Origin of the sequence: Streptomyces sp. GESEQ-4 (assembly GCF_017948455.1) — a bacterium.
GTDB lineage: Bacteria > Actinomycetota > Actinomycetes > Streptomycetales > Streptomycetaceae > Streptomyces.
Genome location: NZ_JAFFSU010000002.1, coordinates 504740 through 527938, shown reverse-complemented (window position 1 = coordinate 527938; position 23199 = coordinate 504740). Strand labels below are relative to the sequence as shown.

26 protein-coding genes are annotated in these 23199 nt (G+C 70.2%); 12 read left to right on the top strand and 14 right to left on the bottom strand.

Annotated features, from left to right (window positions below):
- Positions 1 to 42: 42 nt before the first annotated feature.
- From KCH48_RS07640 to KCH48_RS07625, 4 genes are all read right to left on the bottom strand, one after another.
- On the bottom strand, positions 43 to 1005 hold the full coding sequence (locus tag KCH48_RS07640) for an electron transfer flavoprotein subunit alpha/FixB family protein (RefSeq protein ID WP_210571366.1): 963 nt from the start codon (positions 1003 to 1005) through the stop codon (positions 43 to 45).
- A gap of 54 nt (positions 1006 to 1059) precedes the next feature.
- Complete coding sequence (locus KCH48_RS07635; protein WP_210571365.1) at positions 1060 to 1845, bottom strand: electron transfer flavoprotein subunit beta/FixA family protein; 786 nt, start codon at positions 1843 to 1845, stop codon at positions 1060 to 1062.
- Positions 1846 to 2064: 219 nt separating this feature from the next.
- Positions 2065 to 2574, bottom strand: coding sequence for a flavin reductase family protein (locus KCH48_RS07630; protein ID WP_210571364.1), 510 nt, complete (start codon positions 2572 to 2574; stop codon positions 2065 to 2067).
- 204 nt (positions 2575 to 2778) lie between these two features.
- Positions 2779 to 3102 carry a thioredoxin family protein gene (locus KCH48_RS07625; protein ID WP_210571363.1) on the bottom strand — a complete coding sequence of 108 codons (324 nt, stop codon included), beginning with the start codon at positions 3100 to 3102 and terminating at the stop codon, positions 2779 to 2781.
- A 325-nt stretch (positions 3103 to 3427) separates the two neighbouring features.
- Between KCH48_RS07625 and KCH48_RS07620 the strand changes: the two genes are divergently transcribed.
- Positions 3428 to 4156, top strand: a complete 729-nt coding sequence (locus tag KCH48_RS07620; RefSeq protein ID WP_210571362.1) for a 1-acyl-sn-glycerol-3-phosphate acyltransferase — start codon at positions 3428 to 3430, stop codon at positions 4154 to 4156.
- A 37-nt stretch (positions 4157 to 4193) separates the two neighbouring features.
- Here KCH48_RS07620 and KCH48_RS07615 read toward each other — a convergent pair whose 3' ends face one another.
- Both KCH48_RS07615 and KCH48_RS07610 read right to left on the bottom strand, forming a co-directional pair.
- Entirely contained in the window at positions 4194 to 4898 is a 705-nt protein-coding gene (locus KCH48_RS07615) for a B3/4 domain-containing protein (RefSeq protein WP_210571361.1), read from the bottom strand.
- 13 nt (positions 4899 to 4911) lie between these two features.
- Positions 4912 to 5502, bottom strand: a complete 591-nt coding sequence (locus KCH48_RS07610) for a transglutaminase family protein (protein ID WP_210571360.1) — start codon at positions 5500 to 5502, stop codon at positions 4912 to 4914.
- 220 nt (positions 5503 to 5722) lie between these two features.
- Here KCH48_RS07610 and KCH48_RS07605 point away from each other — a divergent pair, with 220 nt between their 5' ends.
- Positions 5723 to 7075: a hypothetical protein gene (locus tag KCH48_RS07605; protein ID WP_307840830.1), complete on the top strand. Its 1353-nt coding sequence runs from the start codon at positions 5723 to 5725 to the stop codon at positions 7073 to 7075.
- 15 nt (positions 7076 to 7090) lie between these two features.
- Here the strand turns inward: KCH48_RS07605 and KCH48_RS07600 are convergent, their stop codons facing one another.
- From KCH48_RS07600 to KCH48_RS07590, 3 genes are read right to left on the bottom strand one after another with little or no spacing between them, the layout of a single operon-like run.
- Positions 7091 to 8161 carry a low specificity L-threonine aldolase gene (locus KCH48_RS07600; RefSeq protein ID WP_210571358.1) on the bottom strand — a complete coding sequence of 357 codons (1071 nt, stop codon included), beginning with the start codon at positions 8159 to 8161 and terminating at the stop codon, positions 7091 to 7093.
- Complete coding sequence (locus tag KCH48_RS07595) at positions 8158 to 8904, bottom strand: SDR family oxidoreductase (RefSeq protein ID WP_210571357.1); 747 nt, start codon at positions 8902 to 8904, stop codon at positions 8158 to 8160. Before KCH48_RS07595 ends, KCH48_RS07600 begins: the two co-directional genes overlap by 4 nt.
- A 35-nt stretch (positions 8905 to 8939) precedes the next feature.
- Positions 8940 to 10337 (bottom strand): DUF6421 family protein, encoded by a 1398-nt coding sequence (locus KCH48_RS07590; protein WP_210571356.1) that lies wholly within the window; start codon positions 10335 to 10337, stop codon positions 8940 to 8942.
- A 394-nt stretch (positions 10338 to 10731) separates the two neighbouring features.
- Between KCH48_RS07590 and KCH48_RS07585 the strand changes: the two genes are divergently transcribed.
- The gene (locus KCH48_RS07585) at positions 10732 to 11415 is read left to right on the top strand and encodes a glycerophosphodiester phosphodiesterase family protein (protein ID WP_210571355.1); all 684 of its coding nucleotides are present in this window, start codon (positions 10732 to 10734) and stop codon (positions 11413 to 11415) included.
- Between the two features lie 3 nt (positions 11416 to 11418).
- Here KCH48_RS07585 and KCH48_RS07580 read toward each other — a convergent pair whose 3' ends face one another.
- On the bottom strand, positions 11419 to 11958 hold the full coding sequence (locus tag KCH48_RS07580) for a GNAT family N-acetyltransferase (RefSeq protein ID WP_210571354.1): 540 nt from the start codon (positions 11956 to 11958) through the stop codon (positions 11419 to 11421).
- Between the two features lie 71 nt (positions 11959 to 12029).
- Between KCH48_RS07580 and KCH48_RS07575 the strand changes: the two genes are divergently transcribed.
- On the top strand, positions 12030 to 12422 hold the full coding sequence (locus KCH48_RS07575; RefSeq protein ID WP_210571353.1) for a VOC family protein: 393 nt from the start codon (positions 12030 to 12032) through the stop codon (positions 12420 to 12422).
- Positions 12423 to 12518: 96 nt separating this feature from the next.
- Here the strand turns inward: KCH48_RS07575 and KCH48_RS07570 are convergent, their stop codons facing one another.
- A complete protein-coding gene (locus tag KCH48_RS07570; protein WP_210571352.1) occupies positions 12519 to 13439 on the bottom strand; it encodes a GNAT family N-acetyltransferase in 921 nt (306 codons plus the stop codon).
- Positions 13440 to 13615: 176 nt separating this feature from the next.
- On the opposite strand from KCH48_RS07570, the gene KCH48_RS07565 reads away from it, so the two are divergent.
- From KCH48_RS07565 to KCH48_RS07540, 6 genes are all read left to right on the top strand, one after another.
- Positions 13616 to 14380 (top strand): VOC family protein, encoded by a 765-nt coding sequence (locus KCH48_RS07565; protein WP_210571351.1) that lies wholly within the window; start codon positions 13616 to 13618, stop codon positions 14378 to 14380.
- Between the two features lie 153 nt (positions 14381 to 14533).
- On the top strand, positions 14534 to 15064 hold the full coding sequence (locus tag KCH48_RS07560; RefSeq protein ID WP_210571350.1) for a DUF5134 domain-containing protein: 531 nt from the start codon (positions 14534 to 14536) through the stop codon (positions 15062 to 15064).
- 86 nt (positions 15065 to 15150) lie between these two features.
- Positions 15151 to 16086, top strand: a complete 936-nt coding sequence (locus KCH48_RS07555) for a M56 family metallopeptidase (protein WP_210571349.1) — start codon at positions 15151 to 15153, stop codon at positions 16084 to 16086.
- A 101-nt stretch (positions 16087 to 16187) separates the two neighbouring features.
- Positions 16188 to 16859 carry a phosphatase PAP2 family protein gene (locus tag KCH48_RS07550; RefSeq protein ID WP_210571348.1) on the top strand — a complete coding sequence of 224 codons (672 nt, stop codon included), beginning with the start codon at positions 16188 to 16190 and terminating at the stop codon, positions 16857 to 16859.
- A gap of 116 nt (positions 16860 to 16975) precedes the next feature.
- On the top strand, positions 16976 to 17665 hold the full coding sequence (locus KCH48_RS07545; protein ID WP_210571347.1) for an HAD family hydrolase: 690 nt from the start codon (positions 16976 to 16978) through the stop codon (positions 17663 to 17665).
- A gap of 144 nt (positions 17666 to 17809) precedes the next feature.
- On the top strand, positions 17810 to 18505 hold the full coding sequence (locus KCH48_RS07540; RefSeq protein WP_210571346.1) for a TetR/AcrR family transcriptional regulator: 696 nt from the start codon (positions 17810 to 17812) through the stop codon (positions 18503 to 18505).
- On the opposite strand, the gene KCH48_RS07535 is transcribed toward KCH48_RS07540, so the two are convergent.
- Complete coding sequence (locus KCH48_RS07535) at positions 18493 to 19995, bottom strand: LVIVD repeat-containing protein (RefSeq protein WP_210571345.1); 1503 nt, start codon at positions 19993 to 19995, stop codon at positions 18493 to 18495. The two genes, KCH48_RS07540 and KCH48_RS07535, sit on opposite strands and share 13 nt — an antisense overlap.
- 96 nt (positions 19996 to 20091) lie before the next feature.
- Between KCH48_RS07535 and KCH48_RS07530 the strand changes: the two genes are divergently transcribed.
- A complete protein-coding gene (locus KCH48_RS07530; protein WP_210571344.1) occupies positions 20092 to 20733 on the top strand; it encodes a DUF305 domain-containing protein in 642 nt (213 codons plus the stop codon).
- Between the two features lie 12 nt (positions 20734 to 20745).
- Here the strand turns inward: KCH48_RS07530 and KCH48_RS07525 are convergent, their stop codons facing one another.
- Entirely contained in the window at positions 20746 to 21216 is a 471-nt protein-coding gene (locus tag KCH48_RS07525; protein ID WP_210571505.1) for a DUF6214 family protein, read from the bottom strand.
- 201 nt (positions 21217 to 21417) lie between these two features.
- On the opposite strand from KCH48_RS07525, the gene KCH48_RS07520 reads away from it, so the two are divergent.
- The gene (locus tag KCH48_RS07520) at positions 21418 to 22767 is read left to right on the top strand and encodes an FAD-dependent oxidoreductase (RefSeq protein ID WP_210571343.1); all 1350 of its coding nucleotides are present in this window, start codon (positions 21418 to 21420) and stop codon (positions 22765 to 22767) included.
- 19 nt (positions 22768 to 22786) lie between these two features.
- Here the strand turns inward: KCH48_RS07520 and KCH48_RS07515 are convergent, their stop codons facing one another.
- A complete protein-coding gene (locus KCH48_RS07515) occupies positions 22787 to 23137 on the bottom strand; it encodes a helix-turn-helix transcriptional regulator (protein ID WP_210571342.1) in 351 nt (116 codons plus the stop codon).
- Between the last annotated feature and the right edge of the window lie 62 nt (positions 23138 to 23199).

Genomic DNA, 23199 nt, shown 5'->3' with positions numbered 1-23199 from the left:
GGTCACGGGGGCCTCGTTCAGCGCGGCCAGTTGTCGGGGGGATCAGCCCTTGCGGGTCTTGATCTCCTCGGTGAGCTGCGGGACGACGTCGAAGAGGTCGCCGACGACGCCGTAGTCGACGAGGTCGAAGATCGGGGCCTCGGCGTCCTTGTTGACCGCCACGATCGTCTTCGAGGTCTGCATACCGGCGCGGTGCTGGATGGCGCCGGAGATGCCGGAGGCGATGTACAGCTGCGGCGAGACCGACTTGCCGGTCTGGCCGACCTGGTTGGTGTGCGGGTACCAGCCGGCGTCGACGGCGGCACGCGAGGCACCGACGGCCGCGCCGAGGGAGTCGGCGAGCGCCTCGATGACCGCGAAGTTCTCCGCGCCGTTCACGCCACGGCCGCCGGAGACCACGATCGCGGCCTCGGTCAGCTCCGGGCGGCCGGTCGACTCACGCGGCGTACGGGCGGTGACCTTGGTGCCGGTGGCCTTCTCGGAGAAGGTCACGGCGAGCGCCTCGACGCTGCCCGCCGCCGGGGCGGCCTCCACGGCGGCGCTGTTGGGCTTGACCGTGATGACCGGGGTGCCCTTGGCGACACGGGACTTGGTGGTGAAGGAGGCGGCGAACACCGACTGCGTGGCCACCGGGCCCTCGTCGCCGGCCTCCAGGTCGATGGCGTCGGTGATGATGCCGGAGCCGATGCGCAGCGCCAGCCGGGCGGCGATCTCCTTGCCCTCGGCGGAGGACGGCACCAGCACGGCGGCCGGGGAGACGGCCTCGACCGCTGCCTGCAGGGCGTCCACCTTCGGGACGACCAGGTAGTCGGCGTACTCGGCGGCCTCGTGGGTGAGGACCTTCACGGCGCCGTGCTCGGCGAGCGTGGCGGCGGTGTCGGCGGCGCCGTTGCCCAGGGCGACGGCGACGGGCTCGCCGACGCGGCGGGCCAGCGTCAGCAGCTCCAGGGTGGGCTTGCGGACGGCACCGTCCACGTGGTCGACGTAGACGAGAACTTCAGCCATGGGACTTCTTCTCTCCTGCTTGCGAAGTGTGAGGGGCGGTCAGCGAATCGGGGCTCAGATGAACTTCTGGCCCGCGAGGAACTCAGCGAGCTGCTTGCCGCCCTCGCCCTCGTCCTTGACGATCGTGCCCGCCGTACGGGCCGGGCGCTCGGCCGCGGAGTCGACGACCGTGTAGGAACCCTCCAGGCCGACCTCCTCGGCCTCCAGGTCCAGGTCGGACAGGTCCCAGGACTCCACCGGCTTCTTCTTGGCCGCCATGATGCCCTTGAAGGACGGGTAACGCGCCTCGCCCGACTGGTCGGTGACCGACACGACTGCCGGGAGGGAAGCCTCCAGCGTCTCGGACGCGGCGTCGCCGTCCCGGCGCCCCTTCACGGTGCCGTCCTCGACGGAGACCTCGGAGAGCAGCGTGACCTGCGGGACGCCCAGACGCTCGGCGAGCAGTGCCGGTACGACGCCCATGGTGCCGTCGGTGGAGGCCATGCCGGAGATGACCAGGTCGTAGCCGGCCTTCTCGATCGCCTTGGCCAGCACCAGCGAGGTGCCGATGGCGTCGGTGCCGTGCAGGTCGTCGTCCTCGACGTGGATCGCCTTGTCGGCGCCCATCGAAAGGGCCTTGCGGAGCGCGTCCTTGGCGTCCTCGGGGCCCACGGTCAGGACGGTGATCTCGGCGTCGTCGGCGTCCTCGGCGATCTGCAGCGCCTGCTCGACCGCGTACTCGTCGAGCTCGGAGAGCAGACCGTCCACGTCGTCCCGGTCGACGGTCAGGTCATCGGCGAAGTGCCGGTCGCCAGTGGCGTCGGGCACGTACTTCACAGTGACAACGATCCTCAAGCTCACGCCGGCTCTCCTACTGCATCGACATTTCTCTGCTGCCTACTTGCAGGCAGCATAGGCGCCCCAAGCGGCCGTTCCCGGTCGGGGCGGCCTGCGCTCCGACCGGAATATTACTCGTCAGTACACCCAGTTCCTGCCCGCTAAGCAAGCGCTTTGAACTGTGACCTTTGCAACGCAGCGTAACCGGAACTGGACGCTCCCGCAGAAGAGTCCGGAGCCCGGTCAGTCACGCAGTGCGGTGAACCGCCCCTGGTGGTACACGAGCGGACGTCCGGGTCCCGAGGGGTCCCCGTGCACGACCTCGGCGAGCACCACGCGGTGATCCCCGGCGGGCACGCGCGCGTGCACCCGGCACACGAGCCAGGCGAGGACGTCGTCGAGGACGGGAACGCCTTCCGGCCCCTCCCGCCATGCGGTGGACGGGCCGAAGCGGTCGGCACCGCTGCGCGCGAAGGTCGCGGCCAGCTCGCGCTGGTGCTCGCCGAGTATGTGCACCCCGACATGGTCGGCCCCGGCTATCGCGGGCCAACTGGAGGCGCCGGTGCCGATACCGAAGGAGACGAGCGGGGGTTCGGCGGAGACCGAGGTGAGGGAGGTGGCGGTGAAGCCGACCGGGCCCCGGTCACCGTGGGCGGTGATCACGGCGACGCCCGCCGCGTGCCGCCGGAAGACGGAGCGGAACAGGTCGGTCGTGGCGAGTTGAGGGGTGACCAGATCGGGCGTGGCCGTCATGGAGTGGTCCTTCTGGAGGGAGTCGGCAGCGGTCCTGTCGGTTTTCTGGGTGTTCAACGACCCGGACAGCGCGCGCTCGCGGTACGGACGAGGTCGATGTGCGCCCGTCCGAAGAGAAGGAGTTCCGAAGGCATACAGTCAGGCTGACGATAGGTGGTGCACGCAGTCAAGTACGTCTCGCCCCCTGGGAGATGGCTCACGCACTCAGACCGCCTCGCCCAGCGCCGCGATCACATCCGCCTTGCGCGGTTGACCGGTTGCCCGCCGCACCTCGTGACCGTCGGCGTCGAGGACCAGCACGGTCGGGGTCTTGAGGATGCCGAGTCGGCGTACGAGCTCCAGCCGGGCCTCGGCGTCGATCTCGACGTGGGCCACGCCCGGCACCATGTCCGCCACCTCACCGAGGACCCGCCGGGTCGCCCGGCAGGGTGCGCAAAAGGCGCTGGAGAACTGCACGAGGGTGGCGCGCTCGCCGAGATCCCGCCCCAACTCGGCGGCGTCGAGCCGCTGTCCGTCGTCTCTCATCATCTCGTCAGCATGCACGCGACTCCAAAGATTCCTTCGCCCTGCCGTGCACGTCGCCGCGTTACTCAATGCTGCATTCGGGTACTAGTGGGCGGCGAGATGTACCTGGTCGTACGAAGGGTTGCCGTACGCGCGGAGTAAAGGTGACGTAAAAGCCCGAGGTGGATCATGGTGTCGACGTGACGAGGATCTCGCAGTTCCCAGGAACCAACACTGGCTGTCCGTGCGTTCTTGGGGCACGATCTGCGAGATGCCGTAAACCTACGGCTGCGTAACTTTCCCGCCGGGAGCCCTTTCCCTGGCAGAGAAGGAAGGGTTCACCCCGTCCATGGCAGAGCTTGTCTACCGCCCCGTTGTCGGTCTCGCCCGCACATTGTTCAAGGCGTGGGACCTGAAGATCGACTGCAAGGGATCGGAGAACATTCCGCGCTCGGGCGGCGCCGTGCTGGTGAGCAACCACATCAGCTACCTGGACTTCATCTTCGACGGCCTGGCGGCGCTCCCACAGAAGCGGCTCGTCCGCTTCATGGCCAAGGAGTCCGTGTTCCGGCACAAGATCTCCGGGCCGCTGATGCGCGGGATGAAGCACATCCCCGTGGACCGCAAGCAGGGTGAGGCGGCGTACCAGCACGCGCTCGACTCGCTGCGCTCCGGCGAAATCGTCGGGGTCTTCCCGGAGGCCACGATCTCGGAGTCGTTCACGCTGAAGTCCTTCAAGTCGGGCGCCGCGCGAATGGCCCAGGAGGCGGGCGTACCGCTGATCCCGATGGCCGTGTGGGGCACGCAGCGGCTGTGGACCAAGGGCCACCCGAAGAACTTCAAGCGGAGCCACACCCCGATCACCATCCGGGTCGGCGAGGCGATCGAGGCGTCCCGCGACAAATACGCCGGCGCCATCACGCGCCAGCTGCGCGAGGCCGTGCAGGAGCTCCTCGAAGCGGCGCAGCGCGCCTACCCCGTGCGACCCAAGGACGCCCAGGACACCTGGTGGATGCCGGCGCACCTCGGTGGCACGGCGCCGACACCGGAAGAGGTCCGCGCGGCCGAGGCCCGCTGACACCGCGCGTCACACCGACCGTCTAAGTCTCGGCGGATCAGTCCCGCGCCGGTTCGGCGGGACGGATCTCGATGTGCGCGCCGGGGCTGAACTTGGCCAGCAGTTCGGCGAGTTCGGCAGCCGCCGTCTCGACGTCGGGGACCGGCATCGGCGCCATGCTCTCCAGCAGGAAGATCGCCGAGACGGTCTCCTCGGTGAGCCGGGTGCGCGGTCCCTGACGCCAGTTCCAGCGGCGGCAGGTCACCCCGGCCTCGTCGCACCATACGACCTCGCCGGCGTCGGGGTGCTCGACGACCTCCTCGCCCGCGGCGACGGTCACGAAGTCCTCGTCGCCGGTGGCGCGGACGAGACGCATGCCGCCCTGGATGTGGTCGAGGTCCTCGCCGCCCACGGGGATCAGGTGGGCGACGCTGATGGCGTTGTAGAGGTCGACGAGCACGTTGATCCGGGGCAGCCCGGCCTCCGACAACGCCCGCTTGGCCAGCGCCTCCGCTGAGTTGCGGGTGCGTGAGGGCTTCGACCCGAAGGCCGTGTAGGCCTCCCGCCAGGCCGCCATGTGCGGGTCCTCGTGCGGCGCGCGCCCGTCCAGGCGTACGGCGAGCCGCCGGGCCGCGTCGTCGAGGAGCGCCGAACTGGCGTCGGTGCTCGGCCCGTTGACGAGGCCGTGCGCCTCGATGGCGACGTGCGTGAAGCCGGGCGCGAGGGCGCGCACCTCGTCGGACACGGTCAGCGTGAGAGTCATGGTCGGCCTTGCCTCAGAGTGCGGTGGGGAGCGTCTGCCACAGGTGCGGCCGGTCGCGCGCCGCCTTGAGCGCGTTCAGTACGACCGGGTGAGGTTCAGCGTACAACACTGGATAGTCCACCTCATTGGACTTGGGCCCGGCCGCGAACGCCAGCCGCTCACCGTCCAGCGAGAACTGGGCGTCCACGCCGGGCTTGTTGCCCCGGGGATCCTGCCGATGCCAGGCGCCGTTGAACCGGACAGCGACCAGACCGTGCACGACATGCCCGTCGCCCTCGTCCGCCAGCCGCTGATAGCAGAACGCCGTCGGGATGTCCTCGGCCCGTAGCAACGCCGCGAGGGTGTGCGCCTTGGCGTAGCAGATGCCGGTGCCCTGTTCCAGGACATCGGAAGCGCGCCAGGTGACCCGCGGATCGCCGGAGTCCTGCGAGTGCGGGATGGTGTCGCGCACGAACTCGAACGCCAGCCGCGCATAGGCATACGAGTCCTGCGCCTTCCCGGCCAGGCGGGCAGCCGTCGCCCGTACGTGCGGATGGTCGTGGTCGATGACGTCGTCGGCAGCCAAATAGGCGGACAGGTCAGGGGTTTCCTGAGTGAGCTCCATGTCCGCAGAGCATAGGAATGCGACCACCTGGTCGTCAATGGACTTTCCCCTGAGTGCATATTTATGCAGCGACGGGGTTTGCCGGTGAAAGAACGGCCGAAGACCGCCGCAACCCCTCGCTCCGGCACAACCCATCTCCCGCGCCGCCGGTCTCGGTCACCGGCAGACCGTCGACGAGGGGGAACAGATGAAGCGGACGCAGACCAGACCGACACGACGTGTGAGGCTCCGCCTTCTCGCGGGGGCGCTCGCCGGCTGTGCCCTGGCAGTGGCCGGGACCGGGACCGCACAGGCCGTTTCCGACCAGTTGTGGATCAGCGTGCCGTCCGAGACCGTGCTGCCGGGGCCGGACGCGGACGGCGGCGCGCCTGAGCGCCGGCTCACTGTGGACATCACCCACGACAACCTCGACAACGGCGTTCCGGCCGGGCAGCTGACCGTGGACGCGAGCGAGATCGCCTCCTTCGCGCAGATGTCGTGGCCGGACAACTGCGTGCCCGAGTCGGCCGTCAAGGCGAGCTGCGCCTTCCCGGAGATGCCGGCCGGGACGGAGAGCGTGACCGCCGCGCGGCTCGGGCTCCGCGCGCTGCCGGACGCGGACCTCAGCGCATCGGGGTCCGTGCGCTACACGGCCACCGCCGGGGAGCTGACGTCGCACACCTCGGAGACCCTGGTCACCCTCGGCGACGGACCGGATCTCGGGCTCAGCCAGGCCGAGTACCAGCGGGGACTCAGGCCGGGCACGGACACCAGCGTGCGGGCGACGGTCGCCAACAGCGGCAACCGCGCCGTGGACCGGACGCTGCTGTGGCTCAACGCCTCCTACGGCCTGCGGTTCGAGGAGCGGCACTCCAACTGCGAGTACCGGCAGCACGAGACCGGCACATCGGCGGTGTGCGTGCTGGACGAACCGGTGGCGCCGGGGCAGGAGTACGCGCTGGTGACCGAGCTGGGCGTCGGGCGGAAGGCGCTTTACGAGCGGTTCGACCACTCCGTCGAGCCGTATGCGGACGAGAGGCTGGAAGACATCCGCGGCGACTGGACGTGGACCCGCGGCACCGGCGCCGAGCTGGACCTTCTCCCGGTGACCGCGGCCGGGGACGACGACCTCGACCTGTCGGACAACGCACGCAGCGTGATCCTCGAGGCCCGGAACACCGCCGACCTGAAACTCATCGGCAGCCGGGTGACCGGGGCCGTCGGTGACACCGTGACCGCGGGGGTGACCGTGCACAACCGCGGCCCGGCGTGGGTGGCGTCGCTCGGTGCGGGCGCGGCCGTGAGCACGGTGCGGTTCCAGGCGCCGGAGGGCACGACGGTCGTCGGGCTGCCGGAGGACTGCTATGTGCTGCCGCCGTCCGAGGAGGGTCCGGCCGCCACGACGTACTTCTGCTGGACGCCGATCTACCTGCACGACAAGGCGTCCTACACCATCGAGGTCCAGTTGCGGATCGACCGGGTGGTGCGCGGGGCACGCACCACCGTCGCCACCGTCATCGACGACCCGGAGCTCGACATCCGCCGGTTCGATCCGAACCTGCGCAACAACAGGACGGCCATCGTCGTCAACTGACGCACGGCGTGGCCCTCAGCGGGCCATCTCCTCCTTGAGCGCCGCCACGAACGCGTCCACGTCCTCCTCGGTCGTGTCGTAGGCGCACATCCAGCGGACGTCGCCCGCGGCCTCGTCCCAGAAGTAGAAGCGGAACCGCTTCTGCAGGCGCTCGCTCACATCGTGCGGGAGGTGCGCGAACACGGCGTTGGACTGCACCGGATAGAGCAGTTCGACGCCGTGCACCGCGCGCACGCCCTCCGCGAGCCGCTGGGCCATCTCGTTGGAGTGGCGGGCGTTGCGCAGCCACAGGTCCTTGGCGAACAGCGCCTCCAACTGTACCGACACGAAGCGCATCTTGGAGGCGAGCTGCATGGACAGCTTGCGCAGGTGCTTCATATGGCTGACGGCGTCCTGGTTAATGACGACGACCGCCTCGCCGAACAGCGCGCCGTTCTTGGTCCCGCCCAGCGAGAGGAGGTCGACGCCGACCGCGTCGGTGAAGGTCCGCATGGGCATGTTGAGTGAGGCCGCCGCGTTGGCGAGGCGGGAGCCGTCGAGGTGGACCTTCATGCCGTGTGCGTGGGCGTGCTCGCAGATGGCGCGGATCTCGTCCGGCGTGTAGACCGTGCCGAGTTCGGTGCTCTGGGCGATCGAGACGACCTGCGGCATGGCCCGGTGCTCGTCGTCCCAACCGTACGCCTGCCGGTCGATCAGCTCGGGGGTGAGCTTGCCGTCGGGTGTGGGCACAGTGAGCAGCTTCAGGCCGCCCATGCGCTCGGGGGCGCCGCCCTCGTCGACGTGGATGTGTGCGCTCTCGGCGCAGATCACCGCGCCCCAGCGGTCGGTGACCGCCTGGAGCGCGACGACGTTGGCGCCCGTGCCGTTGAAGACGGGGAAGGCCTCCGCGGTGGCGCCGAAGTGGCTGCGGATGATCCGCTGGAGGTTCTCGGTGTAGACGTCCTCGCCGTACGCGACCTGGTGCCCGCCGTTGGCCAGGGCCAGGGCGGCGAGCACCTCGGGGTGGGCCCCGGCGTAGTTGTCGCTGGCGAAACCGCGGAGCTCCGGATCGTGATGGCGACGGGCGTCGGTCTTCGGAGGGTTCACGGCTTCTCGGTCAGCCACAGACGGTGTCCGTTCACTTCGGCGGCGGGCTTCTCCCAGACTCCGACGACGGCGTCGGCCAGGTCCTTGACGTCCGTGAAGCCCGCGAACTTCGCGTTGGGTCGCTCGGCGCGCATCGCGTCGTGCACCAGCGCCTTCACCACCAGGATCGCAGCCGCCGCGTTCGGGCCCTGCTCACCCCCGGCCTTGCGGAAGTAGTCGGCCGTGGCCAGCGTCCACGCCTCGGCGGCGGCCTTGGCGGCGGCGTAGGCGGCGTTGCCCGCGGTGGGCTTGCTGGCGCCGGCCGCGCTGATCAGGACGTACCGGCCGCGGTCACTGCGCTGCAGCGCCTCGTGGAAGGCGAGGGAGGTGTGCTGCACGGTGCGGATCAGCAGCAGCTCGAGGAAGTCCCAGTCGTCGAGGTTGGTCCGGGTGAAGGTCTCGCTGCCGCGCCAGCCGCCGACGAGGTGGACCAGGCCGTCGACCCGGCCGAAGTCCTTCTCGATACGCGTGGCCCAGTCCTGGGTGGACTGGAGGTCGAGCAGATCGACGGTGTCACCGACGACGGTGGCTCCGCCGTGCGCGAAGCTGGCCGCGTCCACGGCCTCGGCCAGCCGCTCCGGGTCGTTGTCCGAGCCGACGACGGTCGCACCCGCCTCGGCCAGCCTGAGCAGCGCCGCACGCCCGGCGGGTCCGCCCGCACCGGCCACCGCGATCACCGCACCGCTGAGAGCCCCATTCCCCATGATCTTCGCCTCCTGAGCGTTATTGGTGCGGTCGCTCACGCGGCGACCCGCTCGGCGGTGTCCGCCGTGATGCCCCGAGTCGAGGCAATCACGTTCTTCAGCTTCTTGGACAGCGCCTCATAGAACATGCTCAGGGGAAACTCGTCCGGAAGCACGTCATCGACGAGTTTGCGCGGCGGCAGGGTCAGGTCCAGGGCGTCGGGACCCTTGGCCCACTTGGAGCCGGGGTGCGGAGCGAGATAGGTGGAGACCAGCTCGTACCCCTTGAACCAGTGGACGAGCTTGGGGCGGTCGATGCCCTCCCGGTACAGCTGCTCGATGTCGGCGCACAGCTGGTTGGTGACCTGGGGTGCGCGCTCCCAGTCGATGGAGAGCTCGTTGTCGGTCCAGCGGACGACATCGTGCTTGTGCAGGTAGGCGAAGAGGAGCTGGCCGCCGAGGCCGTCGTAGTTGCGGACGCGCTCGCCGGTGACCGGGAAGCGGAACATGCGGTCGAACAGCACCGCGTACTGCACGTCACGGGCCTGCGGCACACCGTCCGCGGCCAGCTTCACGGCCTCCTTGAAGGCGGTGAGGTCGCAGCGCAGCTCTTCCAGGCCGTACATCCAGAACGGCTGGCGCTGCTTGATCATGAACGGGTCGAAAGGCAGGTCGCCGTGGCTGTGGGTGCGGTCGTGGACCATGTCCCACAGGACGAAGGCCTCCTCGCAGCGCTTCTGGTCGTGGACCATGGCGGCGATGTCCTCGGGCAGCTCGAGGCCGAGGACGTCCACGGCGGCCGCGGTCACGCGGCGGAAGCGGGCGGCCTCACGGTCGCAGAAGATGCCGCCCCAGGAGAAGCGCTCGGGCGCCTCGCGCACGGCGATCGTCTCGGGGAAGAGGACGGCGGAGTTGGTGTCGTAACCGGCCGTGAAGTCCTCGAACTTGATGCCGCAGAACAGCGGGTTGTCATAGCGGGTGCGCTCCAGCTCGGCCAGCCAGTCCGGCCAGACCATGCGCAGGACGACCGCTTCGAGGTTGCGGTCGGGGTTGCCGTTCTGCGTGTACATCGGGAAGACGACCAGGTGCTGGAGGCCGTCCGCGCGGTGCGCGGCGGGCTGGAACGCCAGCAGCGAGTCGAGGAAGTCCGGCACCCCGAACCCGCCGTCGGCCCAGCGGCGCAGGTCCTCGACGAGGGCCTCGTGGTAGGCGCGGTCGTGCGGAAGCAGCGGGGAGAGCTCCGCGACGGCGTCGATGATCCGGCGCACGGCGCGTGCGGCGTCCGCGCGCTCGGGGGCGCCCTCGGCCTCGAAGTCGATCGATCCGTCCTTGGACTGCCACGGCCGGATCCGCTCCACGGCATCCTTGAGCACGGGCCATGCCGGGTGCTCCACCACCCTGACCACCGGAGGAACCCGGTCCCCCGCACCCACCTGCACAAGAATTTCCGTCATGCCCCATCCTCCACGGGAGAACCTCGCGTAAAGACACCGTATGCATACGGGGTTCCTTCCAGCAAGGGCAGCCTCGGGAAATTATCCTGCGCACACCCCACTGTCACCGAACTTTTTCCCGCCTGATGCCGTGACGGCGATTACTTCGGCCGTGCGCGGGCACACATGGCGCGAGCGTCGGAGCCACCCGCGGTCAATCCGCGCAGGACTCGCCCACGCCCGGGTGACCGCGCCCGGCGACGACTCGCAGAATTGCCTTACGCGCCACGCCGATCCCCGGTGAACGCGCGGGTACATCCCAGGGAAGGGCCATTAGGCTGCGGCCCTGCCGCGCGAAACGTCCGTGTCGTTTCCCGTGTGCCCGAGCCGCCGTCGACGGAAGCGAGTTGGAACCTTGAACTTCCTTACCATCGGTCACCGCGGAGTCATGGGTATCGAACCCGAGAACACCCTCCGTTCCTTCGTCGCCGCCGAGCAGGCCGGCCTCGACGTCATCGAACTCGATCTGCACCTGAGCAAGGACGGCGCCCTCGTCGTCATGCACGACGCGGACGTGGACCGCACGACCGACGGAACCGGCCCGATCGCCGAGAAGACCCTCGCCGAGCTGCGCGCCCTGGACGCGGGCCGCGGGGAGCGCGTACCGGTCTTCGAGGAGGTCCTGGACGCGGTGAAGTGCCCGCTCCAGGCCGAGATCAAGGACGAGGCGGCGGCGCGGGCACTGTCCGAGGTCATGCACCGGCGGGATCTGCTCGCCCGGGTCGAGGTGTCCTCGTTCCACGACGAGGCGATCGCCGAGATCGCCCGCCTGGTGCCCGGCGTCCGCACCGCGCTCATCGCCAGCCGCTACGGCACCGACATCGTGGACCGCGCCGTCGAGGCCGGTGCGCGGACGGTCTGCCTCAACATCCGCCGGCTCACCCTGGAGATCGTGGAGCACGCCCGGAAGGCGGACCTCCGGATCATCGGCTGGGTGGTGAACACCCAGGACCACCTGCGGCTCGTACGGGCTCTGGAGCTGGACGGCGCGACCACCGACTACCCGGAGATCAAACGCACCGGCCGCTTCACCGCGTGACGCTCAGCCCAGCTCCTTGACCAGCAGCTCGAACTGCAGGTCGTCGCGGAGCGGAATGCCGAACCGCTCGTCGCCGTACGGGAACGGAGTCATCCGTCCCGTACGGCGGTAGCCGCGCCGCTCGTACCAGGCGATCAGGTCATCGCGTACGGAGATCACGGTCATGTGCATCTCCGTGGCGCCCCACTCCTCGCGGACCGCGCGCTCCGCCTCGGCCATGATCACCTTGCCGAGGCCCTCGCCCTGGAGACCGGGGCTGACCGCGAACATCCCGAAGTAGGCGTGGTCACCGCGGTGTTCGAGCTGGCAGCAGGCGACGGCCCGCCCGTCCCGCTCGACCGTCAGCAGCCGGCTGTCGGGCGACTTGATCACGGCTCGCACACCCTCCGGATCGGTCCGCTGCCCCTGGAGGATGTCCGCCTCCGTGGTCCATCCGGTCCTGCTGGAGTCACCGCGGTACGCCGACTCGATCAGTGCGACCAGCGCGTCCACATCGCTGTCGCCTGCGTCTCTGAACGTCAGTCCGTTGGCTGCGGTCTCCATGGAGTACGACTCCGATCTGCGGCGCGGCTCGGGCATCGACGAGGGTAACGCAGCCACTAGGCTCCGGGTGCATGGTGCACGTACTGAGCAGCCGGACCCTCCTGCGCCCCACCGATCCCGAACGGTCCCGGCTCTTCTACGGCGAGCAACTGGGCCTGGCCGTCTACCGCGAGTTCGGCACGGGCCCGGAACGCGGCACGGTCTACTTCCTCGGCGGCGGCTTCCTGGAACTCTCCGGCCGCTCGGACACTCCACCGTCCCCGGCCGTACGGCTGTGGCTCCAGGTCGAGGACGCGACCGCGACGCACGAGGAACTACAGACGAAGGGCGTCCACATCGCCCGGGAGCCGGTAAAGGAGCCGTGGGGCCTGATCGAGATGTGGGTGACGGATCCGGACGGAACGCGAATCGTGCTGGTGGAGGTACCGCCGGACCACCCGATCCGCTACAGGCCGGGAACTTGAGCGCCCCGACAAATTAAGCCGCGGTCGGACAGCGCCCCGAAAGGGGCGCGGGGAACTGCGCGACCAGCCACGACGGCCCCGCAGACGCCCGACGACCTAGCGCGGCACCCCGGAAAGCGCCCACCCACGATCAGTCCGGGCCAGCTCCCGAAACCCCGCCGAGACCAGATGGTCGATCATCGTGCCGTCCGCAGCCGCCTCGTAGGCAAGCAGCCGATCCGCCCCACACAACCGCAGCCAATCCGCACCCTGCGCAAGCAGCCGCCGCTCGACGCCCCGCCCATAATGAGCCGACTCAACGTGCAGATTGCCGATGTCGGCGAAGCCACCCGCGCGGGCGTGCCGTTCAGGGCGGGCCAACGCCGTATCGACCTCGATGAAGCCGAGAGGAGCGCCATCGGCGTACGCGGTGAGCCGCGTACCGCACTCCCCCAGCGTGCGCTCGACCGTGACGCCCGGCCACGGCTCCAGCACCGGCAGATCGGCCACCCGCGCGATCAGGATGACCTCCGTGTCCCCCGTGTGCCGGAAGCCGGCACGTTCGTAGACGGCTCGGATGTGCGGCCAGTTACGGGGCAGGCCGTAGACGACCGGGGCGGGCAGCTCGCCGCTCGCGTAGCAGGCACGGACACCCCAGCGGGCCAGTTGCGCGAGGCACGCGCTCATCAGCAGGTCGGCCGCCTCGTCGGCGTCCGGCCAGAACGAGGCCGGCGGGTGGCAGACGAGCCAGTCGATCTCACCGATGTCCCGGTAGCACTCGCCCACTTCGGCGTCGGCGCGGTACCGCAGCAGATGCGCGGCGGCCACGACGTAGTCGCGCTGCACGGCGACGAGCGTCACCCGCTCGGCCACCCACGGGTCGGTGATGAACTCGTCCGGCTGTCGCTCCAGGCTGCTGAGGACGGTGTTCACCGAGACGGAGACACCGGGGACGACGGCGGCGACATGCGCGTTGATCAGGTCGGTGAGCTGGTCGCGGTCGGTGCGGTGGAAGGGGCGCACGGTGGGCGCGGGCATGCGGGACCTCCGGGAGAACGGGTCGGGCTGGAGGCCGCCATGCGATGCGGTACGGAGCCGAGGGTACGTCGGCGGCGGCGGCAGGCACCAGTGGATTCGCGTCGGATGGCCGGGCGCCCGAGCGGGGCATAGCGTGCTGGAGGGGATCGCCGTGTCTGCCCTACGGAAGGATCGCCATGAAGCTCGACAAGCCGGTGCCCGGCGGTCCCTGCTGGACCGAGCTGGGAACCGATGACCTGACGGCGGCCAAGCGGTTCTACGAGGAGCTGTTCGGCTGGCGCACCGTGACGGATCCGCGCGAGGACGCGGGCGGCTACACGATGGCCCACCTCGGTGACGCCCCGGTCGCCGCGCTGACCCCGCTGTACCAGGAGGGGCAGCCCGTGGCGTGGAACGTGTCGTTCGCGGTGGCCGACGCCGACCAGGCGGCGCAGCGGGTGGCGGAGGCCGGCGGGACGGTGCTGGTCGGTCCGATGGACGTGTTCGAGGTGGGCCGGTTCGCGGTGGCTCTCGACCCGACCGGTGCCGCGTTCCAGCTGTGGCAGGCGCGGACGTTCCCGGGCGCCGGGCTGTTCAACGCGCCCGGCGCGCTGGGCTGGGTGGAGTTGCTGACCCGGGCGCCGGAGCGCGCCGAGTCCTTCTACACGACGGTCTTCGGCTGGAGCGTCAACTCCTCCGCGCACTACACGCAGTGGGGCATCGACGGCGCCGACTTCGGCGGCATGACCACGATGGACGACAAGTTCCCGCCCGAGGTGCCGACCCACTGGCTGCCCTACTTCGCGGTGGCCGACGTGGACATCAGCGCGGCCACCGCGGCAGGCGCGGGCGGCACGGTCCTCATGGAGCCGACGTCCGTACCGCACGGGCCGCGGATCGCGGTACTGCGGGATCCGCAGGGAGCGGTGTTCGGGGTCTACCTCGCGGGGGACGAGGGCTGAGGCGCGCTCAGGTTCGTCGGTTCCCTGTCGCCCACCCTCGCCTTCACGTGCTCCGCCAAAGCCCCCCGCGTACACCCTTGCGCTCGTATGCGCGCCGCCTGCCCCGGGCATCCCCTGACCGAGTGGACGTGACCGCCGACCGCGGAGGTGCGTGTGCACGGACCGGGTTCGTCCGGCTGGCTGCTGGTCGTGCTGTGCGCGGCGACCGGGGCCTACTGTCTGCTGCGGATGCGCAGCAACGTCGAGGAGCAGCGCCGTGCCGCGGGCGGTGAGGCGCTGATGGGTTTCGGCATGGCCGCGATGGCCGTACCGGCCGCGGTGTTCACGCCGCCTTCCTGGACCTGGCCCGTGTACGCGGCCGTGTTCGGCGGGGCCGCGCTGCACGCGTTGTGGGCGGCACGGACGCACGCCCACCATCTGCACCACCTGGTCGGCGCCGCGGCCATGGTCTACATGGCGCTGGCGATGGCCGCCTCGCCGGGACGGCACGGCGATTCCGGCGTCCCGCTCGTCACGGCGGCGCTGCTGGCGTACTTCATGGCGTACGTGCTGCTGTCCGGCGCCCGGCTGGTGCCCGTCGGTGCCGCCGGCGGGAGCGTGGGGTGGGGCGACCGGCCGGAGCTGGCGCGGGCCTGCCGGCTGTCGATGGGGATCGGGATGGTCGCGATGCTGCTGACGCTGTGAGTGCGGGCCGCGTACGGCCGTGGTCTGCGTCACTTCGGCGTGACAAGCCGTACCCCTGAGTGTTCCGCCGCTCATAGGGTGCACCCATGATGGTCCCCGCGGCACTGTTGCTGCTCGGCGCCCTGACCGCCCTGGTCGCCCCTCGGCTGATCGCCCGGGCCGACTGGCCGGACCGTGAACCCGTGGTCGCCCTGTGGGTGTGGCAGTGCGTGGTGGCGGCCGTGCTCCTGTGCTGTGCGCTGTCGATGACGCTCAGCGCGGCGGCGGCCTGGCAGGCGGTCCGGGGCCATGTGTTCGCGCCCGCGCCGCACGCCGTTGTGGAGGCCTACGCCTTCGGTCCCACCGGCCCCTGGGCCGCCACGACCGCGGTGGCGCTCGCGCTGGGCGGGGTGTGGAGCGCGGCGATGCTGGTCCGCGAGATCGCACGGGCACGCACCCGGCGACGTCGGCGGGAGGCCGAACTCCTCGTCCGCGCCCCGCGGTTGCCCGGCGAGGAGCCCGAACGTCACCGGCTGGTCGTCCTCGAGGGCGAGAAGCCCGACGCCTGGTGGCTGCCGGGCGCGCGGCCCCAACTGGTCGTCACCACCGCCGCGTTGCGCCGGCTGAAGGGCCGGCAGCTGGACGCCGTACTGGCGCATGAGGAGGGGCACGCGCAGGCGCGGCACGACTGGCTGCTGCACTGCTCGGCCGCGCTGGCGGGCGGGTTCCCGCAGGTGCCGGTGTTCGCCGCGTTCCGTGACGAGATGCACCGGCTGGTCGAACTCGCCGCCGACGACACGGCCTCCCGGCGCTTCGGCCGCCTGACCACCGCCCTGGCGCTGGTGGAACTCAACGAGGACCGGGGCGTGTTCGGCCATGGCGCCACCCCGCACACCCATGTGCCGCAGCGGGTGAACCGGCTGCTCACTCCCCCGGACCGGCTCTCGCCGGCCCGGCGGCTGCGGCTCACCGCGGCGGCCTCGCTGGTGCCGGTGGTGCCGGTGCTGGTGGCGTTCGTACCGGCGTTGCGGACGCTGGGCTGAGGCCGGTACGAAAGATCAGGCGGCCGGAATCCACCGCGCCCCCGGCCCCCTCGGAGCCCCGGAATTAGACTCGCGCCCCGCCGTTCGGCGAGGATCACAGCATGCACTCCCCGTCCGTCGATTCTCCGCCCCGCCCGCCCGCCCATCGCGGCGCCCTGCGCTCCGCCGCCGCCCTGGCGGCGTCCTCCCTGCTGCTCCTCATCCTGGTCGCGGCGGAGTGGGGCCCCCTGATCGCACTCGACGGCGACATCTCCCGGACCACACACCGCTGGGCGGTCGACGACCCCGACGTCACCCAGGCATGCCGGATCCTGACGGACTGGGTGTGGGACCCGTGGACGATGCGCATCCTGAGCACGGCCGTCGTGGTGTGGCTGATGTGGAGACACCGGGCCTGGCGGACGGCTCTGTGGTTGGCGGCCACCGTGGCCCTGGGCACCCTGGTGCAGCAGTCCCTCAAGGCGGCGGTCGACCGGGCCCGCCCGGTCTGGCCCGACCCCGTCGACTCGGCCCACTACGCGGCGTTCCCGTCCGGCCACGCCATGACCGCCGCGGTCGTCTGCGGCGTCCTGCTGTGGCTCCTCCACCACCACGGCGCCGGCCGCGTCCTGTGGCGTACGGCGGTGGCGGTGGCGGTGATCTCCGTGGCCGGCGTCGGCCTCACCCGCGTATGGCTCGGCGTCCACTGGCCCTCGGACGTCGTCGGCGGCTGGCTCCTGGGCGCGGCACTGGTGGCACTGGCGGCGCTGGCGCACCGACGGTGGATCGTCTAGGCGGGTTCGCGCCCCGAAGGGGCGCGGGGGGCTGTGTCGATATGCGGCTCCGCCGCGCGGGCGCGACCAACCACGACGGCGCCGCAGACGACAACCGTTCCTCATAGGATCGCCTCATGACTGCCGTGCTGTTCGATTTTTCCGGAACCCTCTTCCGCGTCGAGTCCACCGAATCCTGGCTGCGAGGTGCGCTCACCGAGGTCGGGATCGAGCTGCCGGAGCCGGAGTTGACCGAGACTGCGCAGGCACTGCGGATGGCGGGGGCACTGCCCGGCGGAGGCGATCCGGAGCGGCTGCCTTCGGAAGTCGCCGAGGTGTGGGACGTCCGGGACCAGAGTGCGGAGCTGCACCGGGCGGCGTACACCGGGCTGTCCCGGCAGGTGCCGCTGCCCGACCCGGAGTTGCACGACGCGCTGTACGAGCGCCACATGCTGCCCGCCGCCTGGTCGCCGTACCCCGATGCCGCCGAGGTCCTGCACACCCTGAGTGAGCGCGGAATCCCGGTCGGTGTGGTGAGCAACATCGGCTGGGATCTGCGCCCGGTGTTCCGCGAGCACGGCCTCGACCCGTACATCGACGTATACGTTCTGTCGTACGAGCACGGCATCAGGAAGCCGGACCCGCGGCTGTTCGCGAAGGCTTGCGCGAAGCTCGGCGTCGAGCCGCGGGACGCGCTCATGGTCGGTGACGACCGCCGTGCGGACGGCGGCGCGGCCACGCTGGGCTGCGGGGTGCACTTCGTGGACCATCTGCCGGTGGCACTGCGGCCCGACGGCCTGCGGCCGGTGCTGGACCTGGTGGGCTGAACCGGCCCGGACCTGGGCCGCCTCCTCGGACGATCCCCCGCGTCGCCCGAGGAGGACGGCAGCACCGGACCAGCCCGCGGAAAGGGGCAGTCCGGAAGCGCTGAGTATAGTTGGCTGCCAGCCAGTCAACGCAGGAGTTACAGCATGTCCCCGCGCAGCGCCTCGGTCAATGAAGAGTTGCGGCGGCGTTCCCGGGAGCGGCTTCTGCAGGCGGCGGTCGAGCTGGTCGGTGAGCACGGGTTCGAGGCGACGACGCTGGGCGACATCGCGGACAGAGCGGGCTCGGCGCGCGGCCTGGTGTCGTACTACTTCCCCGGCAAACGCCAGCTCGTGCAGTCCGCGGTGCACCGGCTGATGAACCGCACGCTGGAGGAGGCGCTGGAGCGCGAGCCGCGTACCGAGGACGGGCGGGAGCGGATGGCGCGGGCGATCGACGCGATCCTGAGCCTGGCCCGGGACCGGCCCGTGCTGATGCGCCAGCACATGGCCGGGCTGCTGCAGGGCGAGGGATTCATGCCGTGCCCTGAGCAGCGGCGGCTGGCCGAGCTGCTGCGGGACACCGTCGCCCGCACCGGCTCACAGGACGTCGACGCCGACTACCCGATGCTGCGTGCCCTGCTGATGGGCGCGGTCTACGCGGCGCTGGTGCCGGGTGCTCCGATGCCCGTGCCGGTGCTGCGGGCCGAGCTGTTCAAGCGCTACCGGCTGGACTGGGCGCTGGGCGTCCCGCCGGACACCGAGGTGGCGTCCGGCGGGACGGGTGACACGGATCTGTCACGGTTCTTCGCGACCGGCGAGCGGCGCGCGGATCAGTCGGAGCCGACCGGTCAGTCGAAGTAGTCCGGCTGGGTCTGCACGTTGAGCTCGCTCATCCGCACCCACTTGGCCGGGTCGGTGCGCCGGTCGTTGAGCTTGAGGACATCGAGTCCCTTGGCGATGTCGTTCGAGTAGATGTAGCCGTTGTAGTAGTACGCCGACCAGGAACCGGCCGTCGTGACCCTGTCCGTGGTGAGCGGGCCGCGCTCGAAGTAGGCGATCTCCTTCGGCCGGGCGGAGTTCGTGAAGTCCCAGACGGAGATACCGCCCTGGTACCAGGCCTGGACCATGATGTCCCTGCCCTTGACCGGGATCAGCGAGCCGTTGTGGGCCACGCAGACCTCGGTGTCCGCCTGGTGGCGGTCGATCTTGAAGTAGCTGCGGAAGACCAGCTTGCGCTTGTCGCCCTTGCCCACGAGGTCGTAGATGCCGTCGGCACCGCGGTTCGGGCCGATCTCCTCGTTGCAGGTGGCCGCTCCGCCGCCGCCCAGCTCGTCGGTGAAGATGACCTTGTTGGCCCGCTGGTTGAAGGTCGCCGAGTGCCAGAACGCGAAGTTGACGTTGTCCTGGACCCGGTCGATGACCTTCGGGTGCTCCGGGTCCTCGATGGAGAACAGGATGCCGTCGCCCATGCAGGCGCCCGCGGCCAGGTCCTTCGAGGGCAGCACGGTGATGTCGTGGCAGCCGGTGGTCTTCGAGACGCCGGGGTTGGTGGGCGCGCCCGGGTTGCCGCCGCCGTCGGGTCCCTCACCGGGGAAGAGGACCGGGAAGCCCACCATGGCGGCCTTCTCGGGGGCCTTGCGCGGGACCTTGATGACCGAGATGCCGTCGTGCGGTGGCTGGCAGTCGGGGTAGGTGGCGCTCGGTGAGTAGGAGGAGACGTAGACGTAGATGTTCCGGCGCTCGGGCACCAGCGTGTGGGTGTGCGAGCCGCAGGCGGTCTCGACGGCGGCGACGTACCTCGGGTTGGCCTTGTCGCTGATGTCGAAGACCTTCATGCCCTCCCACGAGGACTTCTCGGTCACGGGCTGCGTGGTGCTGCTGCAACTGCTGTCGCTGCGCGAGGAGTCGGTGGACAGGAAGAGCAGGTCGCCGGAGACCGAGATGTCGTTCTGCGAGCCGGGACACAGTACCTGGGAGACCGTCTTCGGGGCCTTCGGGTTGCTGATGTCGAAGATCCGGAAGCCGTCGTAGTTGCCGGCGAAGGCGTACCTGCCCTGGAAGGCGAGGTCCGAATTGGTGCCGGGCAGCACGTCCTTGGGGATGTTCGTCACGTGCTGGATGTTGGCGGAGTGGACGATCTCGTCCTGGCCGGGTATCTCGCCGCTCTCGAGGGACCGTCTCACCTCGGCCTGGGTGCTCTTGGAGACCTCCTTCTGCGTCGCCGGGCCGTCCCCCGGGTCGGGGGTCGCGGCCGCCGGACCGCCCGTGAGCAGCGCGGCCAGCAGCCCGACGGCGACAGCGCCGACTCCCAGGCGTCTGTGCCGCGTTCGGGGATCGTTCAACAGGATCACTGTTTCCTCCCTTGTACCGTTCGCGTGAGAACGGTTCATGCACGTCGAAGTATTGTCTTGTGCATGCTCATACCAACAGAGGGACACAGACATGTAATGAAGCTTTTCACTCGATCGTTTACGGCTGTCCTGGCCGCCATCGCCGTTCTGGCGCTGGGAAGTTGCGACTCCGGATCCGACGCCGACTCCGCGCCTGAGAGCGGTTCCTCGGTGATCGTGCCGGGCAAGCCCGGCGAAGCGAACCAGACGATGTCCGCCGAGGACGCCGCAGAGCAGCGCGCCGACGACGACTCCCCCAACGCCGCGGACGTGTCGTTCGCCCGCATGATGATCGAGCACCACACCCAGGCCCTGGAGATGACCGAACTCGCCCCGGACCGCGCCGAGTCGACGAAGATCAAGAAGTTGGCGGAGCGGATCGCGGCCGCGCAGAAGCCGGAGATCGAGGGCATGAAGGGCTGGCTGAAGACGCACGGCCAGAAGGAGACGGGCGGTGGACACGACCACGCCACGATGCCCGGGATGGCGACCGAGGGTCAGCTCAGCAACTTGCGCAAGGCGAAGGGGAAAGCGTTCGACCAGCTCTTCATCACCCTCATGATCACCCATCACGAAGGGGCGGTCACCATGGCCACGGAGGTGAAGGCGCAGGGCAACAACATTCAGATCGAGGAGATGGCGGACGACACGGTCGCCCAGCAGACCAGCGAGATCAACCGGATGCGGGACCTGCCGTGAGCCGGACGCGCCTCAGAGGCGTGCGTGACGCGCCGTCAGGAATCCGGCGTCGCGGGCCTGGGCGATCAGGCTGAGCGACCTGCGTCGGCCGTGGCCGGTCGCGCCCATCACCGCGAGGACGGGGTCGACGCCCTTCTCCTGTGCCGCGCGGTACTCCCGCGCCACCAGCCACTGCCCCGCGATACCGTGCGGCCAGGCGGGCCGGGCATGCCGCGAGGCCCCCGGCCGGCCGGCGGGCTCCACCCCGCACACCTCGGACAGCGGGCCCTCGACCCACTCGGCGAGCACCGCCAGGTCGTCGAGGGACAACGCCGGCTGGGCCCGCACGTCCTCGATGCAGACCCCGGCGTCGGACACCACGGCGAGCAGGTCGACCTGCGCACCGTCCGGGAACGCCAGCCGAACGCCCCACCAGGACGTCACGCCGGCGTCGTCCCCACCGGCTCCGTCTTCCCGCACTTCCCACGCGGGCCAGACGGACACCGCACCGTCCATCGGACAACGATCAGAAAGATCAAGAAAGGATGCTTCGAGCACACACGCAACGAAACCGCATGATCACATTCCATACGAAAGGACACGCACGCCCGTCCTCCGGTCAGCACCCTGTCAGCGGAGCATCCGCGGTGCGATGCTGGAAGCGTCAGCGATCTCCGACGGTCCTTCGGGGTAAGGAGTTCCGCCGTGCTTCGTGTCGCCGTCGTCGGCTCCGGGCCGAGCGGGGTCTACACCGCCCAGAGCCTCGTCCAGCTCCACTCCGACGTGCTCGTGGACGTCCTGGACCGGCTGCCGTGCCCGTACGGCCTGGTGCGCTACGGGGTGGCACCGGACCACGAGAAGATCAAGTCGCTGCAGAACAACCTCCGGGCGGTCCTGGAACACGAGCGGGTGCGGTTCCTCGGCGGCGTCGAGGTGGGCCCCGGCGGGGTGCCGGCCGCCAGGCTGCGCGAGCTGTACCACGCGGTCGTGTACTGCGTGGGCGCCGCGACCGACCGGCGTCTGGGGATCCCCGGTGAGGATCTGGCCGGCAGCTGGTCGGCGACCGAATTCGTGTCCTGGTACAGCGCCCACCCGGACGCCACCGCCGACGGCTTCGTGCTCGGCGCGCGCTCCGCGGTGGTCATCGGCGTCGGCAACGTGGCCGTGGACGTCACCCGGATGCTGGCCCGCGGCCAGGCCGAGCTGAGCCCCACCGACATGCCGCAGGCGGCGCTCACCGCACTGGCGGCGAGCCGGGTGACCGAGGTCAGCATGGTCGGCCGCCGCGGCCCCTCCCAGGCCCGCTTCACCACCAAGGAACTCCGCGAACTCGGCGCCCTCCCGGACACCGAAGTGCGGGTCGATCCCGCCGAGTTGGCTCTTGACCCGGCCTACGCCGACCCCTCCGGCCTGCCCGCGGCGAACCGCCGCAACGTGGAGGTGCTGCGCGGCTGGGCCGAGACCCCGGCGAAGGACGCCCACCACCACATCCGGCTGCGCTTCTTCCTCCGCCCCGTCGAAATCCTCCCCGAGCCCGACTCCGGCCGCGTGGGCGCGGTGCGCTTCGAGCGGACCCAGCCCGACACCCACGGCGGCGTGACGGGCACCGGCCACTACGAGGACATCGAGGCCCAGCTGGTCCTCCGTTCGGTCGGCTACCGCGGCGTCCCTCTGGAAGGCCTCCCCTTCGACACGACCACCGGCACGGTCCCCCATCACGCCGGCCGCGTACTCCGCGAGAACCTCGTCGCGCCGGGCGAGTACGTGGCGGGCTGGATCAAACGGGGCCCCACAGGCGTCATCGGCACGAACCGCCCGGACGCCAAGGAAACGGTGACATCGCTGATCGAGGACGCCGACGTACTCGTACAGAAGGATCTGCCTGAGGACCCGCTGATGGCACTGCGAGCCCAGGGGATCGAGCCGGTGGAATGGACGGGTTGGCAGGCGATCGAGCGGGCAGAGGCGGAGCTCGGTGCGTCACTTGGCAGGGGTGTGGTGAAACTCCCCGACTGGCAGTCACTACTGAACGCCGCGCACGGCAGCGCCGATTAGGGTCGCGGGCGGCGCCGGTTCAGCCGTCGAGGCGGACGGCCTGCCGGGCGGCGGCGTCGAGGAGGGTGTCGAGAAGCCCCGGGAAGAGGCCGTCCAGGTCGTCCCGGCGCAGGCCGTTCATCTTGGCCGTGCCCCGGTAGATCTGCCGGATCACTCCGCTCTCGCGCAGTACCCGGAAGTGGTGCGTGGTCGTGGACTTGGTGACCGGCAGGTCGAAGCGTGAACAGGAGAGCTCGCCGCCGTCGGTGGCGAGCTCTCGCACGATCTGCAACCGCATCGGGTCGGAGAGTGCGTGCAGGATGCCCTCCAGCCGGATCTCGTCGCGCGCCGGGTGCGGAAGATCGCGGCTGGTGGTGGCGGCGGTGGTCACGGCGGCTCCAGTTCGTCGGGCGGAACTCCATTGTACGAAGGGTCTCGTAGTTTGACACTTCC

Coding starts and splice junctions, on each gene's coding strand:
- KCH48_RS07640 (WP_210571366.1), bottom strand. CDS start 1,005: ATGGCTGAAGTTCTCGTCTACGTCGACCACGTGGACGGTGCCGTCCGC.
- KCH48_RS07630 (WP_210571364.1), bottom strand. CDS start 2,574: ATGACGGCCACGCCCGATCTGGTCACCCCTCAACTCGCCACGACCGAC.
- KCH48_RS07625 (WP_210571363.1), bottom strand. CDS start 3,102: ATGATGAGAGACGACGGACAGCGGCTCGACGCCGCCGAGTTGGGGCGG.
- KCH48_RS07620 (WP_210571362.1), top strand. CDS start 3,428: ATGGCAGAGCTTGTCTACCGCCCCGTTGTCGGTCTCGCCCGCACATTG.
- KCH48_RS07615 (WP_210571361.1), bottom strand. CDS start 4,898: ATGACTCTCACGCTGACCGTGTCCGACGAGGTGCGCGCCCTCGCGCCC.
- KCH48_RS07610 (WP_210571360.1), bottom strand. CDS start 5,502: ATGGAGCTCACTCAGGAAACCCCTGACCTGTCCGCCTATTTGGCTGCC.
- KCH48_RS07595 (WP_210571357.1), bottom strand. CDS start 8,904: ATGGGGAATGGGGCTCTCAGCGGTGCGGTGATCGCGGTGGCCGGTGCG.
- KCH48_RS07590 (WP_210571356.1), bottom strand. CDS start 10,337: ATGACGGAAATTCTTGTGCAGGTGGGTGCGGGGGACCGGGTTCCTCCG.
- KCH48_RS07580 (WP_210571354.1), bottom strand. CDS start 11,958: ATGGAGACCGCAGCCAACGGACTGACGTTCAGAGACGCAGGCGACAGC.
- KCH48_RS07575 (WP_210571353.1), top strand. CDS start 12,030: ATGGTGCACGTACTGAGCAGCCGGACCCTCCTGCGCCCCACCGATCCC.
- KCH48_RS07570 (WP_210571352.1), bottom strand. CDS start 13,439: ATGCCCGCGCCCACCGTGCGCCCCTTCCACCGCACCGACCGCGACCAG.
- KCH48_RS07565 (WP_210571351.1), top strand. CDS start 13,616: ATGAAGCTCGACAAGCCGGTGCCCGGCGGTCCCTGCTGGACCGAGCTG.
- KCH48_RS07555 (WP_210571349.1), top strand. CDS start 15,151: ATGATGGTCCCCGCGGCACTGTTGCTGCTCGGCGCCCTGACCGCCCTG.
- KCH48_RS07550 (WP_210571348.1), top strand. CDS start 16,188: ATGCACTCCCCGTCCGTCGATTCTCCGCCCCGCCCGCCCGCCCATCGC.
- KCH48_RS07545 (WP_210571347.1), top strand. CDS start 16,976: ATGACTGCCGTGCTGTTCGATTTTTCCGGAACCCTCTTCCGCGTCGAG.
- KCH48_RS07540 (WP_210571346.1), top strand. CDS start 17,810: ATGTCCCCGCGCAGCGCCTCGGTCAATGAAGAGTTGCGGCGGCGTTCC.
- KCH48_RS07530 (WP_210571344.1), top strand. CDS start 20,092: ATGAAGCTTTTCACTCGATCGTTTACGGCTGTCCTGGCCGCCATCGCC.